This is a genomic window from Candidatus Borrarchaeum sp., from assembly GCF_019058535.1.
GTDB classification, from domain to species: domain Archaea; phylum Asgardarchaeota; class Sifarchaeia; order Borrarchaeales; family Borrarchaeaceae; genus Borrarchaeum; species Borrarchaeum weybense.
Genome location: NZ_JAHPYX010000051.1, coordinates 1 through 13,256, shown reverse-complemented (window position 1 = coordinate 13,256; position 13,256 = coordinate 1). Strand labels below are relative to the sequence as shown.

16 protein-coding genes are annotated in these 13,256 nt (G+C 38.6%); 6 read left to right on the top strand and 10 right to left on the bottom strand.

The genetic code is table 11. The annotated features are described in order from the left end of the window. From QVB70_RS02955 to QVB70_RS02910, 10 genes are all read right to left on the bottom strand, one after another. Nucleotides 1-313: putative zinc-binding protein (locus QVB70_RS02955; protein WP_287583217.1), on the bottom strand; the 313-nt coding region annotated here is incomplete at its 3' end. 17 nt (nucleotides 314-330) lie between these two features. Continuing rightward, the gene (locus QVB70_RS02950; protein WP_287583215.1) at nucleotides 331-717 is read right to left on the bottom strand and encodes a thioredoxin family protein; all 387 of its coding nucleotides are present in this window, start codon (nucleotides 715-717) and stop codon (nucleotides 331-333) included. Nucleotides 718-719: 2 nt separating this feature from the next. Continuing rightward, nucleotides 720-992 carry a thioredoxin family protein gene (locus tag QVB70_RS02945; RefSeq protein WP_287583213.1) on the bottom strand — a complete coding sequence of 91 codons (273 nt, stop codon included), beginning with the start codon at nucleotides 990-992 and terminating at the stop codon, nucleotides 720-722. Between the two features lie 20 nt (nucleotides 993-1,012). Further along, a complete protein-coding gene (locus tag QVB70_RS02940; RefSeq protein ID WP_287583211.1) occupies nucleotides 1,013-1,282 on the bottom strand; it encodes a thioredoxin family protein in 270 nt (89 codons plus the stop codon). 17 nt (nucleotides 1,283-1,299) lie between these two features. Further along, nucleotides 1,300-2,373, bottom strand: a complete 1,074-nt coding sequence (locus QVB70_RS02935) for a permease (protein ID WP_287583209.1) — start codon at nucleotides 2,371-2,373, stop codon at nucleotides 1,300-1,302. A 461-nt stretch (nucleotides 2,374-2,834) separates the two neighbouring features. Beyond that, entirely contained in the window at nucleotides 2,835-3,680 is an 846-nt protein-coding gene (locus QVB70_RS02930) for a sulfite exporter TauE/SafE family protein (protein WP_287583207.1), read from the bottom strand. 143 nt (nucleotides 3,681-3,823) lie between these two features. Beyond that, nucleotides 3,824-4,378: a flavodoxin family protein gene (locus QVB70_RS02925; RefSeq protein ID WP_287583204.1), complete on the bottom strand. Its 555-nt coding sequence runs from the start codon at nucleotides 4,376-4,378 to the stop codon at nucleotides 3,824-3,826. Nucleotides 4,379-4,431: 53 nt separating this feature from the next. Then, nucleotides 4,432-5,181, bottom strand: coding sequence for an ABC transporter permease (locus tag QVB70_RS02920; protein ID WP_287583202.1), 750 nt, complete (start codon nucleotides 5,179-5,181; stop codon nucleotides 4,432-4,434). 11 nt (nucleotides 5,182-5,192) lie between these two features. Then, nucleotides 5,193-6,131, bottom strand: coding sequence for an ATP-binding cassette domain-containing protein (locus tag QVB70_RS02915; RefSeq protein ID WP_287583200.1), 939 nt, complete (start codon nucleotides 6,129-6,131; stop codon nucleotides 5,193-5,195). A gap of 284 nt (nucleotides 6,132-6,415) precedes the next feature. Then, nucleotides 6,416-7,045, bottom strand: coding sequence for an Lrp/AsnC family transcriptional regulator (locus QVB70_RS02910; RefSeq protein ID WP_287583198.1), 630 nt, complete (start codon nucleotides 7,043-7,045; stop codon nucleotides 6,416-6,418). 564 nt (nucleotides 7,046-7,609) lie between these two features. Between QVB70_RS02910 and QVB70_RS18510 the strand changes: the two genes are divergently transcribed. The 6 genes from QVB70_RS18510 (at nucleotide 7,610) to cdhB (ending at nucleotide 13,096) form a co-directional block, all read left to right on the top strand. Beyond that, nucleotides 7,610-7,849 (top strand): 4Fe-4S binding protein, encoded by a 240-nt coding sequence (locus QVB70_RS18510; protein WP_369335130.1) that lies wholly within the window; start codon nucleotides 7,610-7,612, stop codon nucleotides 7,847-7,849. Nucleotides 7,850-7,907: 58 nt separating this feature from the next. After that, complete coding sequence (locus QVB70_RS02905; RefSeq protein ID WP_287583196.1) at nucleotides 7,908-8,825, top strand: winged helix-turn-helix transcriptional regulator; 918 nt, start codon at nucleotides 7,908-7,910, stop codon at nucleotides 8,823-8,825. A 131-nt stretch (nucleotides 8,826-8,956) separates the two neighbouring features. Then, complete coding sequence (locus QVB70_RS02900; protein ID WP_287583194.1) at nucleotides 8,957-9,376, top strand: putative zinc-binding protein; 420 nt, start codon at nucleotides 8,957-8,959, stop codon at nucleotides 9,374-9,376. 12 nt (nucleotides 9,377-9,388) lie between these two features. After that, complete coding sequence (locus QVB70_RS02895) at nucleotides 9,389-9,784, top strand: putative zinc-binding protein (protein WP_287583192.1); 396 nt, start codon at nucleotides 9,389-9,391, stop codon at nucleotides 9,782-9,784. A gap of 417 nt (nucleotides 9,785-10,201) precedes the next feature. Continuing rightward, complete coding sequence (gene cdhA / locus QVB70_RS02890; RefSeq protein WP_287583189.1) at nucleotides 10,202-12,559, top strand: CO dehydrogenase/acetyl-CoA synthase complex subunit alpha; 2,358 nt, start codon at nucleotides 10,202-10,204, stop codon at nucleotides 12,557-12,559. A 9-nt stretch (nucleotides 12,560-12,568) separates the two neighbouring features. Then, entirely contained in the window at nucleotides 12,569-13,096 is a 528-nt protein-coding gene (gene cdhB / locus QVB70_RS02885; protein WP_287583187.1) for a CO dehydrogenase/acetyl-CoA synthase complex subunit epsilon, read from the top strand. Nucleotides 13,097-13,256 lie beyond the last annotated feature (160 nt).

Below are 13,256 nucleotides of genomic sequence, written 5' to 3'. Positions count from 1 at the left end.
GTTTTGTACGGAACTCTTTATTTTCTCTTAGTACGTCCATGACCATAACAGATGCGTCTGAGGTACGTCCGATAGATCGTTCAACATCTTTGAAAGCGCAAGCTTTCGCACATCCATCAATGGAAATCACAAAATTGTTTTTAGTGAGATCTAGAGCTTCTTTATCCGCTATCTGAAGCAAAGGCAGACAAAAAGTTTTAGTTTTGTCAGTTCGTAGTTCATTAACAACGATATATGTTGCTTGCCTCGCTACCGTTCCGAAAGATTTTCCAATCCCGCTGCAGGGCAAAATAACCGCTTTTTTTAAAATCATTGTCTTTCAATCATCCTTTAAGCAGAGAGAATTAATTCCTTAAGTTCTTCACGTTTCGGCACACGCCCCATTGAAACAACTTCACCATTGAATACAACTACAGGAGTAAGAAAAATTTCCTGTTCCTTAGCTAATTCAACATAGGGTGCGAGTTTTTCGTCAATGGTTTTGATATCACGTTGTTCGAACAATTTACGGTAGTCGAGATCAATTCCCATTTTCTCGGCAAATACTTCTGCTTCAACTATTTTTCCGTATTTTTCTGCTTCTTCAGAGCCAGCGTAAATTCGCTCGATTTCGATGTTCATACCCCGTTCTCTTTTTAACTGTTTTAGCATCCTATGAACTCTGTGGCAACGAATGCAAGGCGGGTATGGTCCAATTACTTCTACTTTAAGCACCATGTTTATTCTTCTCCTAGTACCTCTAATATAGCTGCTTTGAATTCTTCTTTATGCGGCACTTCACCTTCGGCTATAATCATATCTCCAACTACAATTGTGGGCGCAAGTTGTACGTCCCATTCTTCAGCTTCGGGAGTCAGACAGCTGATCCTGCGTATATTTACCTTATCTCCAAAATATTCATCTTTTATCTTCTTTGCTACTTTTGCTGCCCGATGGCAAACTGTGCAAGGCGGTTCAGTTTCGAAAATAATCACATCAATTGGTCCAGACATTATTTTTCCTCCATCATCGATTAGTCCCATTCTAGTTCGATATCAATCATTTTCTTCATCGTTTCTCTGCTAGGTGTTAATCCTATAATAAAATATGTTTCATTGATAACGATTGCTGGCGTAAGTTCGATGTGGTATTCTTCAAATTTTTCCTTTGCTGATGGTCCGATGTACTTTTCTACTTCTACTTTATCTCCGTATTCTTTTACAATCTCATCCACGAAATTCAAACAAATCTCACATTCTCCACAAACTGGCTCTCCAGAAAAAAATTCTATGAGAACGGTCATAGTACGCTACCTCCGCTTTAAATTGTTGGAGAAATGGTCGCTTTTTCCTCCTCGATATCTTTCATGGATCGCTTGTGAGCAATGTAGGCACCTATAACGGCGACTGCCAGAAGTCCAAGAAGAATTATGTCATGATATTCACCGTAAAGATTGCCTCCGACTGCTGTACCGGCTGTAGTGAACTCAAGCAATATTGGGAAGAATAGAACTCCAAGTAATATTGAGAAACCATAGACTCCTAGGGCATAGACTAATGTTCGCTTCCATTTGAGGACACGTACGACTACCATAAGAGTAGCGATACTAATTGTTGGTGCTGCCAGCAGAAATACTAATGCTGCGCCTGGGCTCATCCCGAGTGCTAAAAATGTGGCCGCCAATGGAATTTCAACGGGAGGAATGACAAACAAGGGGATTCCTATAAATGCCGCGAGCAGATAAGCGGTCAAACCTGTTGAGCCCATAGTACTTTCAATCCAGACCGGTGGTAAAACTGTTCTTAATAATGCCGCTACGAACACACCTACCACAATGAGCCAGAGTATTTCTTTGATATAGTCCCAGGTGTACGTCATAGCCTTTTTCATTCTCGAGACAAAAGATACAACGACTTTTGGTTTCATGCGCCGTACTTTCCGTACTTTCTGTGCCTCTTCTTGCTCTTCCTTGCCAAAAACGAGGTCTACAACGATACCAACTGCTATTGCAATAAGAACTGCACCAATAATTCTTGCAATTCCTAAACCGACATTTAACAATCCCATGGTGAGTAGAACACCTACTGGATTTATAGATGGACCTGCGATAAGGAACGTAACAGCGGGACCGATACCTGCACCTCTTCGTCTTATACCTGCAAATAATGGAAGTATCGCACAAGAACATACGCCTAATAATGCACCAGCGGCGGTTGCTGTGACATAAGCATACCATCTTCCACTACCCAAGAGTCGTAAGAAGGTGTCCCTCGAAATAAATTCGCTAAAAATACCCGCCACAATGAACCCTACAGCTATACACCACCAGGCGTGGGAAAAATACTCGATTGCTATGATCCAAGTGCCAGTCAATATTTCTACAATAGTTACCATTATTTTAGATCCTCACATAAGTAATATATTATATCGTTATATGGCGATATAATCATATTTCAATTATAAGTCTTTTGGTGAAGGATGATCTCAAGAGCATTTCACAGTTGATAAAAAGCTGATGTGTAATTCATTCTCTCTCTAAATTTTTCCTTGCTCATTTAACAAGCAAAAAGGTAAGAGCAATCAAGAGCAATATGTTTCCGAGGCAAAAAATAGTCTCTAATTGTCCAGTTGGAGATTCACACCACCTGAATAGGCAACCAAAACCCAGAATTATAGCTGCAATAGCTATACTCACGATCTCCTTCTTTTAATTAAGTCTTATACTTTGAAGTTATAAGGTCATTTGTAATTATGAAATCTAGAACACATGTTCCAATAGACACACTTTATCTTGTGTAAAAAGGCTTTGGCTTTCATCCCCCCACCTGTAGGAAGAGGACTTCCAGACGATATAGTTAAATGGGAATTCCAAGCCAAGCAAAGACCCCAATCAATCGTAAGCCTACATAGATATATAGGATTGCAAGTAAAATTTTGAGTTGCTTTGGCTGTATCCTATGAGTCATTGAGGCACCTAATTGGGCAGTTATAACACTGGTAGATGCGAGGGTTAAAAATGCAATTAAGTTAAACCAGCCGAAGCTATACGGAGGATATGCTGCAGTCTGTTGTAGAGATCCTAAAATGCCAAAAGATACGGCACCCACAGAAGAGCCTATCACCATAGTACTTATCGAAATAAGGACTGCCGTATGTATGGGAATCTCAAGTAACGTATTTAGTACCGGCATATAAACAAGGCCACCTCCAATGCCCATGAAATGGGCGACACCTCCAGATCCGAGTCCCCCTGCAACATATTTTTCTTTGTTTAACTCTTTTAATTCCGCAACCTGTTTTGGTCTAGCCGTCATAAATCGATATGCCCCTATTATACATGCAATTCCGAAGAGTATTTTTAAAAGATAACCTGGGGCGAAGTATGCTCCAACACTTCCAATAACAGATCCAATCCCGACAGGGATTGCATAGTATAAGTAATGTTGTTTCGGAAATGAAATTTTTTTGCTATGTTTCCAAGCACCACTAAATGCTGTCGGCACTACTACTGCCATATTGGTTCCAAATGCGATTTTTACTGCAATATCAAGAGGCACGCCCATAAGTTCATTAAAACAAAAGATCATCACAGGCACCATAATAAAACAGCCACCAACTCCAAAAAAAGCGCTTACAAATCCAACTAAAGCGCCAGCGATAAGTAAAAACGCAATAATTTCCGGTGTAAAAATTGCTACCATATTTCTCACCAAATTCAACTTTTAATCCGATGGGAAGATTTTCAAATAGATTAGTATATCGAAATATATGCATTTAACAGTTACAATACTAATATAATTATATGTTTTCGGTTACAGATTGTAATATGTCTAACAATGGCAAATCACTTTCGATGTTGTAACCTTTTTATCATCATTATCATGGATTTTGCTAGATATCTTGCACTTTTGATAGCGTGAATATCACTCGTGATCTCTCCTTTGCTAAATGCGAACCCTACGACACCTCTGTAGCTTACAGTGATTTCATGTTTTAGAAAAAAAGAGTGGATAGCTTGAATTGCAGTTTCGTGTCCAAATCGTCTTCCTACAACAACACACCCGCCTACTTTTCCCTTTAGTTTTCTTCGCATGCACCACGTTCTATCTATAAATATTTTAGTCTGTGCTGTTACGTTGTTAAAATAGACGGGGGAAGCTATCAGAATCCCATCAGACGCAAGCAGTTTTGGATAGATTTCTTCCATTTCATCCTTAATAGCACATTTTCCATTTTCTACACATATCCAACAACTATCACACGGATGGATTTTAAATTCTGACAATCTAATAAGATCAACATTGGCTCCAAGTTTTTCTGCAGTTTTTAAAAATACATCAACTAAGTATTCTGTATTTCCTTCCTTTCTTGGGCTTCCAGAAATTGCTAGAATTTGCAAATATGTCACCTAAAGCTTTCTAACATGTTAAGTAGTTGTAAGGCACAATATTGTTATTCCCTTTCTAAAGTTCTTTTTTGTGCTGCTAATGCTGCTACAAAAAGAAAGATAGTAAAACATAGAAGAATCACTACATTTATAGTCCAGTTATGTCCTACGTACCCCTCAAATGCACATCTATTTAAGTTGTGCGTATAGGTAAGTGGTGAAAGTGCTGCAATTATTTGTCCCCAGACCGGTAACTGTTCAAGAGGGATAAAAACCCCACTGATGAAGATGAGGGGCAAGCGTACTAAATTTGCTAAAGTCATAATTTCAGATGGCGTATCTGTAGGAAGGGCTGAGAATAGAGTACCAAGTGAAGCAAAACAAAATGCAGACAAAGGTATGCTGATTATCAAAGCATTTACGCTGATTATACTCGCTCCAAATAAAAGAACTCCGAGAATTATGGGAATTATTACTAAAAATGTGCCAAATAATAAGCCCGATAAAATATCGCCGATGAGGACCGAATGCAACGAAATCGGCGTAGAAATCAATCGTTCAAAGGTTTTCGTTCGTCGTTCCCATGGCGCTATGACCGGTGTCACAGAAGAGGATGTAAAGAATATCGTAAGAGAGATCATACCAGGAACAAGAGCTTGTGGCGGGAGGTTTCTTCCTACGGAAAATGCAAGAAATAGGAAAAATGGGAAAAGAATTCCAAAAATAAGAACCGGGCCTTTTAAATAATATATGCGTACATCCTTTTTAGCTATGGCGTATATCCCTTGCAATTCTCTTCTAAGATCAACTTTCATAAACTTTGCCTTCATTTACGATTTGTTTTAGAGGTAAACCTAACAAAAACATCTTCCAATGAAGGTGCGAGCGTGTTTATCGTAATAAATTGGAGATTATTGCTAGTTGCATATGAATGGAGTTCACGAAGCACTGGGTCTATCTTGGAGGTATATAACCTGAATTTATCGCCAAGCTTTCTTACTTCGATAACACCCTTAATTGTTTCTAGATCTACTTTCATGTGATTAGAAGACTTGTTAAACGCTACTTCGATAGACTGGGCACTTTGGATTGCTTTCTTTAAGTGCTCTGGCTTATCTATAGCAATTATTTTTCCATGGTTTATTATAGCTACTCTGTCACACAATTGATTCGCTTCTTCGATGTTATGAGTCGTTAAAAAAACTGTTGTTCCCTTTTTATTAAACTCTCGAATCAAGTCTCTTATAATACGTGTACTATGAACATCTAGTCCAGATGTTGGCTCGTCAAGAAAAAGAATTTTAGGGTCGTTTAGCAGCGCCATAGCTAGTATTACACGGCGTTTTAGACCTTTAGACAATGCCTTAAATTTTGTGTGGATCTTCTCGGATAGCTCTAGTAATTCTAAGAAATTTTGCGCCTTCGATTCTCTTACAGCCTTAGGAACACCGTAGAGTTCTCCCATTAACATCAAATTGTCCCATGTCGAGAGTTCTACATATCCATTTGAAATCTCTGGCACGATACCCATAAGTTCCTTAGCAGAAGCTGTTTCTTTTTGAATGTCATATCCGTAGATCCGCGCGGAGCCTTCACTGGGCTTTGAAATTCCGATCAGCATTTTCACAGTTGTCGTTTTTCCTGCGCCATTTGGTCCAAGAAATCCAAATATTTCTCCTTGTTCAACTTCAAAATTGATATGATCCACCGCTAGGAGCTCGCCATAATATTTTGTAAATTGTTCTACTTCAATAGCTATACTCAAAGAAAGATACCCCCAAAAATCTGATTGTTACTCTGCGATATATAAATCTCATAGAAAGAGGTACGGAATGAACTTTCCAAAGATAAAGTAACATAAAAAAAGAAAGTAACGCTTAGAGTGCTTTAACTTTATCGGCGGGAAGTCTCCTTCCGTCAAGGTGGGGTAGTTCACTGAATAATTAATACCTTAAAATTAAGTTGATTTTTAGCCACTTAAGAGTATAGATGAACTTGATGGATGACAAGGAAGTTAAAGGATAAAATTAAAAAACAAAAGAAATCTTTCTAAGGTGAATCGTTCCTAGGTTCTTTTTCTTCTTCTTTTTCTTCTTCTAAACAGAAATCAAGGCTTCCCTTATAAGCTGATGTAGCAGGGCATCCTAAACAATGCTCCAATTCATATTCTTCACATTCATAGCAGTTAAGATCACAGGGTGTCACACCATTGTGTTTCAATTTAAAGTTTACAGGGAAATATGGGGGGCTGACTAACCGACCAACACTGAGAACACTAACATTTCGAATACCATGAGGCGAACGAAGAATGCATGTACGGAGTATAGTTTCAAGTTGATGTTTATCCTCTGCAAATACCGTCGCAATGAGATCAAATTGCCCTAAGACTGTACTCATTTGAATTATCCGCGGACATTCCTTGAACCGATTTATTAGTTCCCGGGTGCTTGCAGCACCATCTGTTTGAATCAGAAGATATACAACTTCTATATTAAGTTCCAAAATGTTGATTAGCACGCCCATTTTTATTATATTATTTTCACAAAGATTGACAAGCCTATTTCTGATTGCTACATGAGATAAATCAAGCTTCCTACCTATCTCTGATAAAGTTGTGCGTGCATCCTTTCCAAGCCAGCCTATAATCTGTTGATCTATCCCGTCTATTTTTTGATCCATGAGCCAGAAGCCCCCGTGTGTTTATTTCAAATTGAAAGTTTCAAAATGGAATGAATGAAGTTGTTGTTATTACACAATGAATCGTTTGCCCTAAAAAAGTTATCTTTTTGAAACTTTATATTTTTGTAACAAAAAAAGTTGATTGTCGTAACAAAAGAAGTTGATTTAAATCTAAATTAATTTTTTAATTTTTTTGAATGTCATTGTACTGACCTCTGTGTATTTATCTGCTTTTTAGGATTTAAATTCAACTTTTGTGTGAATGACTATTGCATAGAGAGAAGGATTGGTTGAAAGTAATGTTGAAAAAGACTCTCTGGCAATGGTCTCGAAGGATCGCCATTCTTTTAATGATGTTGTTTTCTTCCTGTGAATTTCTACTGTGAAATATTTAGTAATTCCTAAATTCAATTTGTAACCAAAATCTTAAATATAAGATATTTTTTTTAAGTATAATCGCTTAATTAGTTACAATTTTATAATAGTAACTTCTTCACTTTGTAAGTCACATAATAAAATGGACGCTATACGCACCCGGATCCTTCAGATACCGTCTATTTTCACATCTATCACAATATTGGCATAGAGGGACGAAAAACGCATACGATCGCTTACGTAGATATAGAACGCTGTATTGGTTGTAAACAATGTGAGAAATATTGCCCTGTTGGCGCTATAAGGGTAGTTGGAAAGAAGGCGTATGTTAATTGGATGCAATGTATTGGCTGCGGACTTTGTGCTAATAACTGTCCCCAGAAGGCAATAATTCCGATGTTACGTTATATTCCTGCCTATACGCGGTGATAGGATAAAGGGATGATTCTACAAAGTCTAATCCTATTACATTAACGGAGTTGATAACTTGATTAAAGACCTAGAAGAGATATTCAGAGTCCTTGAAACACAGAAAAAATCAAAAATTGTGTGGACACTTTTCGAAAAAGGAGAACAGGATCTCTGCGCATTAATGGAATTGATTGATTATCCCTCCAGATACAAATCGAAATTTGTATCCCGATATATCTTAAAACTTCAAGATTTGGGTTATATTGACCGCAATAACGAACATTATGCTCTCACTCCTCACGGAACCTTATTTCTTGATACTTTAGGTGATCTTGCCAACTCCAACTTAAAAATGTCTAACAAAGTTCGACTCCTCAAATTGCTAAGAAGACCAAAAACAATGGAACAGTTGTATGACACCTTATCAATTTCACGAATGCAATGTCATCAACTTATGAAATGCCTTATGAAAAGGGGTTTTGTTAAAACAGAAGCACAAAGATACAGAATATGCCCCCCAATCCGGCTAAAGGAGCTGAAAAATATCCCCTTTTACTACTGGAAACTTCTTAAAATCCTTCTGACTAAAGAAAGTTGTAGTGCTCAAGAACTCGCAACTGCTACTGGATTAGCATTAAAAGGCGTTCAAACACGCTTATCAGAATTAAAACGAATGGGTATTGTAGAGTCCACAGGTCCAGATCCTCTTCCGCAAGGAAATTTCTTCAAGTTTTACCGACTTACGGCTAAGGGTAACGAGATTTTGAAGAAAATAGATGAATTTGAAAGGCAGTTTAGTTTGGTTGACTTGATTTTTCAACTTCTCTCTAAGGAACAACGACTAACGGAAAGGGAACTGTGGAGAACTATTTCGAGAAAAATGAACCACCCAGCGAACACTTTTGATGTTAGACATGCGATTAACTTTCTAAAGAAGATTGGCGTTTTAGATGGCGACATCGTGAATGGCTACGTCTGGCATGAGTTGTCTTAGGAAATAACGCAGTTATTTGTTTATCTCATGTTATCTTTTTTTGGATCTCTGACTCAGATAAACTGCATTTTCCGTAATGTTTATAAACGATATCTATATATCGCTATGAAACGATAAACAGGTGTCATAAAATGGCAGGAAATGAACAGAAGGTAGGAATCATTTCGTGCACTGGCGTTTCGAGTGATAGTCAATGTTCAAAGGAAGGTTTGATTGCACGACAGGCAATGTACAAAGTACTCGAAGATCTCAGACCTGACAAAACTTTACTTGTCTGTTTACCAGCTCTTGCAGCAGAAGTTGAAGAAGATGTGATTTTTGTGAGAGATTCTCCGACCATAGTTATTGAGGGTTGCCCAGACGATTGCTCAACGAAAGTACTCGGACAATTTGAAACAAAGCAAATATACTCAACGTATTATGTCAAAGATTTCATACAAGATATTGAATTCTCAGACTCACTAATCGACTTATCTCCCGAGGAAGACTCCGTTTCAGAACGTATAGCAGAAAAAATTGCGCAAGATGTTGATAAAATCTTGCAAGGATGAAGGTGACTTAACATGGGACACAAAATTATGGTAGCACCCTGCACAGGCATGGGAAAGGTATTGGCGACGGTAGCACGTGTTGGCGCGTTGTTGGCAACAGATGAGGGTAAAAGTGATGATCTTGAACTGATCTGTACACCATGCGTTGCAGCTGGACTTCAAAAAGAGATTGAGCGAATAAAGGGGGCAGATATGATTATAATCGACGGTTGCATAGACGAATGTTGTCGCAAAATCTTCGAAGAAAATGGTGCAAAAATCGTGGCAGACATAAAAGTATGGGAAGTTCTTCGCGAGAATAAGGACTTAAAACCAGAGTCAAGGGTAAAATTAGGTCCAAAGGGCATGGCGCTTGCAAAGAAAGTTGCAGAGAAAGTCAAAGAAGAAATAATTAAGTTAAAAAGTTAAATTGCTCCTTTATTTTCCCTTAGAATAACTAACAGGTCTCTATTTTTTTCACTAAATAATATTTCTCGATTTTTTTTGGATTTTAATTTGATTTCCAGTTATAATTGTCTATAGTCTTTCATAAGATGTTTAACTCAAGATTTCAAGTTATGCTAAGACGCAGGCAATCTCAAAAAGATATTACGGAAAGGGTTTAATTTATAAGAAGAAGATAGCTTAAGCACTACAAAATAAGCACATTTCGATTCGAGATGGAAAACAAATTCAACCGAGTGAACAATAATGATAAATCCGTTTTGTACTTATGTGCTTAACAATACAAATAAATAGCCAGAGGCTATGCCATTAAATACGAAACGGTAATTCTCATATATTTAGTTCTTGTTGAAAGGAGAAGATAGAAAAGGAGGAAAATGAATGACTGAGAAACCTGCCAGTTTGAAATTCAAGAAATTGAAGACCCCAACGTTAGAGATCGATGGACTTGAATTTGCTATCGGTAAACTCCTCGAAGAAGAAGAATGGGCAGAACCAATGGGTCCTACGCCAAAGCCAGAGATAACTGATCTTCGCTCATGGGATCGAAGAATGTTAGAACGGTATAAGCCTTACTACATGCCTTTCTTAGACATTTGTCCTGCACTATGCACTTATGGCCCCTGTGACTTATCCGCAGGGAAGAAGGGTGCATGTGGGTTGGACATAAATGCTCAAGCAAGTCGAATAGTTCTTCTTGCGTGTTGTATGGGTGCATCTGCTCATGGAGCACATGGACGACATTTACTAGATCACTTAATCGAAGAACACGGGAGTGATTATCCTATAGATCTAGGGGACAAAGTAGAGGTCGAAGCTCCACTGACTAGATTGATTGTAGGTATAAAACCAAAAACACTTGGAGACTTAGTCGAAGCACAGAATTATGTTGAAGAACAAATAACGCATTGCGTAAGTTCTGCACACACTGGACAAGAAGGCGATAATATCGATTACGAATCAAAGGCATTGCACGTTTCAATGTGTGATAGTTTAGCTATGGAAATTGCAGATTTAGCACAAATTGTTGGCTATGATTTACCAAAAGGCGAACCGGATGTCCCGCTCATCGAATTGGGTGCTGGGACAATTGATAGAACAAAGCCCGTAATCTTAGTAATCGGACACAATGTTGCTGCTGGAGCAGAAATCGTTGACTACCTACAAGCAAACGAAAATTACGATTTCGACGATATCGAACTCTGTGGAATCTGTTGTACAGCGCTTGATATTAGTCGTTATTCTGACAGGGCAAAAGTTGTAGGAGCAATGTATGAACAAATAAAGTTTATACGTTCTGGACTAGCTGATGTGATCATGGTCGATGAACAATGCGTACGGACAGATATACTTGATGTAGCAAAAGAGGTAAAGACTCCTGTTTTAGCGACATTGAATAAAATGGCGTTAGGATTGAAAGATCGTACGCATGATTCCGTTGATCAGATAGTAAGTGATCTTGTATCCTATAAGGAGCCAGGTGCGCTAATATTAGAACCAGAGGTTTCTGCTGAAGTAGCAGTGAAGTTAGCTATGGCCATCGCACCAGAGAGGAAGAAGTTCAAGGTGATTCCCGACATGGAAGAATTCAATTCAATGATCAACAAGTGTATAAACTGTGAGCTTTGTAAGCGGGCGTGTCCTTTGGATCTCGAAATTCCTGCGGCAATGACAGCAGCAAAGCAAGGCGACTTACAACCACTTGCTGAACTTCACAATGTTTGTATCGGGTGCGTAAGATGTGAGGGAATTTGTAGAGAAGGTATTGATATTTTAAGCGTAATTGAAAAAGCAGCTGAGAAATACGTTAAAGAAGAGAAGTACAAAGTACGTGCTGGACGAGGTCCAATAACTGACGTAGAAATCCGTGATGTCGGTGCTCCTATTGTATTAGGTGAAATCCCAGGCGTTGTAGCAATCGTTGGCTGCCCAAATTATCCTAATGGTGCTAGCGAAATAGGGCTACTAGCTGAAGAATTCCTCAAAAGACGATATATTGTAGTTGCGAGCGGTTGTGGCGCTATGGACATCGGAAAATATAGAGATGAAGAAGGCCAAACGCTTTATGAAAAATATCCAGGATATTTTGATGCTGGTGGCCTTGTCAATGTTGGTTCATGTGTTAGCAACGCACATATTGATGGAGCAGTAATAAAAATTGCTAACATTTTCGCAAGGAGGCCTCTACGTGGAAACTATGAAGAAATTGCGGACTATTCCCTGAATCGTGTAGGAGCCGTAGGTGTTGCATGGGGAGCAATGAGCCAAAAAGCAGCCTCTATTGGAACGGGAGCGAACAGACTCGGCATTCCTGTGATTGTAGGGCCGCATGGTGGTAAATACAGACGATTCTATATGGGTCGTTCAGAGAAAGATGAAGACTGGAATGTCTACAATGCCCGTACTGGTGAAGAAATGTATGTTGGACCTGCACCGGAACATCTTATTTTTGGTGCAGAATCTATAGAAGAATGCATTGTTGCGACAGCAAAATTATGTTTGCGACCAAACGATACTACTAAGGGACGGGCAATAAAACTAACGCATTACATCGACCTTCATCAGAAGTATATCGGAACATTCCCAGATGATGTCCACAAATTCGTAAGAACTGAAGCCGATATTCCAATTACAATGAAAGATAAGGTAATAGAGCATCTGAAGGAAAAGGGCTGGGAACCGAGTGAAGTCCCTGATCCAACTTTGTTACCACGACTAATTAGAAAACCAAAGTCATGAGGGTAAAAAATGAGTATGCCATATAATATAGCTAATGTAAGAGGTCCACTTGAAGCAACAGTTATGAAATCACCAAAAACTGTTGTTAATATACTCAAACATGCAAAACGTCCTATACTGATCGTTGAAAGCAATGCGTTGAAGACAGTAGATGACAAATCGCCAATAGATTTTGCAATCGAGTTTGCTAAGAAGACAGAAATGCCAGTTGTAGCTACCGCACATACTATGAAAGCCTTTCTTGAAAGAGAATTCGAAGCAGCCACTGTTATGGGCGTAGCAGATATCACTAATCGGATTATTGACCCTGAATGGAAAGGTCTAGACGGAAAGGGCGGTTATGACGTCATTTTTTATCTAGGCGGTCTCTATTACTTCCAAACACAAATTCTCTCTTCTATAAAACACGGTGCTACGAGTTTAAAGTCGGTCAGCTTAGACCGATCATACGATCCTAATGCTACCTTTAGTTTTGGAAATTTAACAGTGGATGAATGGAGTGCAGCACTCGAAGAAATACTTACTCTATTGAAATAGTGAGTTCACTAAATTTACCTCTCTTTTTTTATTTTTACGCCTTTAACTGAATTTTTTCCAAATCTTAAGTGAAAAAGCTTTAGAGGATCTGTGAAAATAGGCGAACAAAGAAAATTCTCTTTAGCAAGTTTTGTCGGAAATCACAAGTGCATTCTAACAC

Coding starts and splice junctions, on each gene's coding strand:
- QVB70_RS02945 (WP_287583213.1), bottom strand. CDS start 992: ATGTCTGGACCAATTGATGTGATTATTTTCGAAACTGAACCGCCTTGC.
- cdhB (WP_287583187.1), top strand. CDS start 12,569: ATGAGTATGCCATATAATATAGCTAATGTAAGAGGTCCACTTGAAGCA.
- QVB70_RS02935 (WP_287583209.1), bottom strand. CDS start 2,373: ATGGTAACTATTGTAGAAATATTGACTGGCACTTGGATCATAGCAATC.
- QVB70_RS02940 (WP_287583211.1), bottom strand. CDS start 1,282: ATGACCGTTCTCATAGAATTTTTTTCTGGAGAGCCAGTTTGTGGAGAA.
- QVB70_RS02950 (WP_287583215.1), bottom strand. CDS start 717: ATGGTGCTTAAAGTAGAAGTAATTGGACCATACCCGCCTTGCATTCGT.
- QVB70_RS02920 (WP_287583202.1), bottom strand. CDS start 5,181: ATGAAAGTTGATCTTAGAAGAGAATTGCAAGGGATATACGCCATAGCT.
- QVB70_RS02930 (WP_287583207.1), bottom strand. CDS start 3,680: ATGGTAGCAATTTTTACACCGGAAATTATTGCGTTTTTACTTATCGCT.
- QVB70_RS02900 (WP_287583194.1), top strand. CDS start 8,957: ATGGCAGGAAATGAACAGAAGGTAGGAATCATTTCGTGCACTGGCGTT.
- QVB70_RS02895 (WP_287583192.1), top strand. CDS start 9,389: ATGGGACACAAAATTATGGTAGCACCCTGCACAGGCATGGGAAAGGTA.
- QVB70_RS02910 (WP_287583198.1), bottom strand. CDS start 7,045: ATGGATCAAAAAATAGACGGGATAGATCAACAGATTATAGGCTGGCTT.
- cdhA (WP_287583189.1), top strand. CDS start 10,202: ATGACTGAGAAACCTGCCAGTTTGAAATTCAAGAAATTGAAGACCCCA.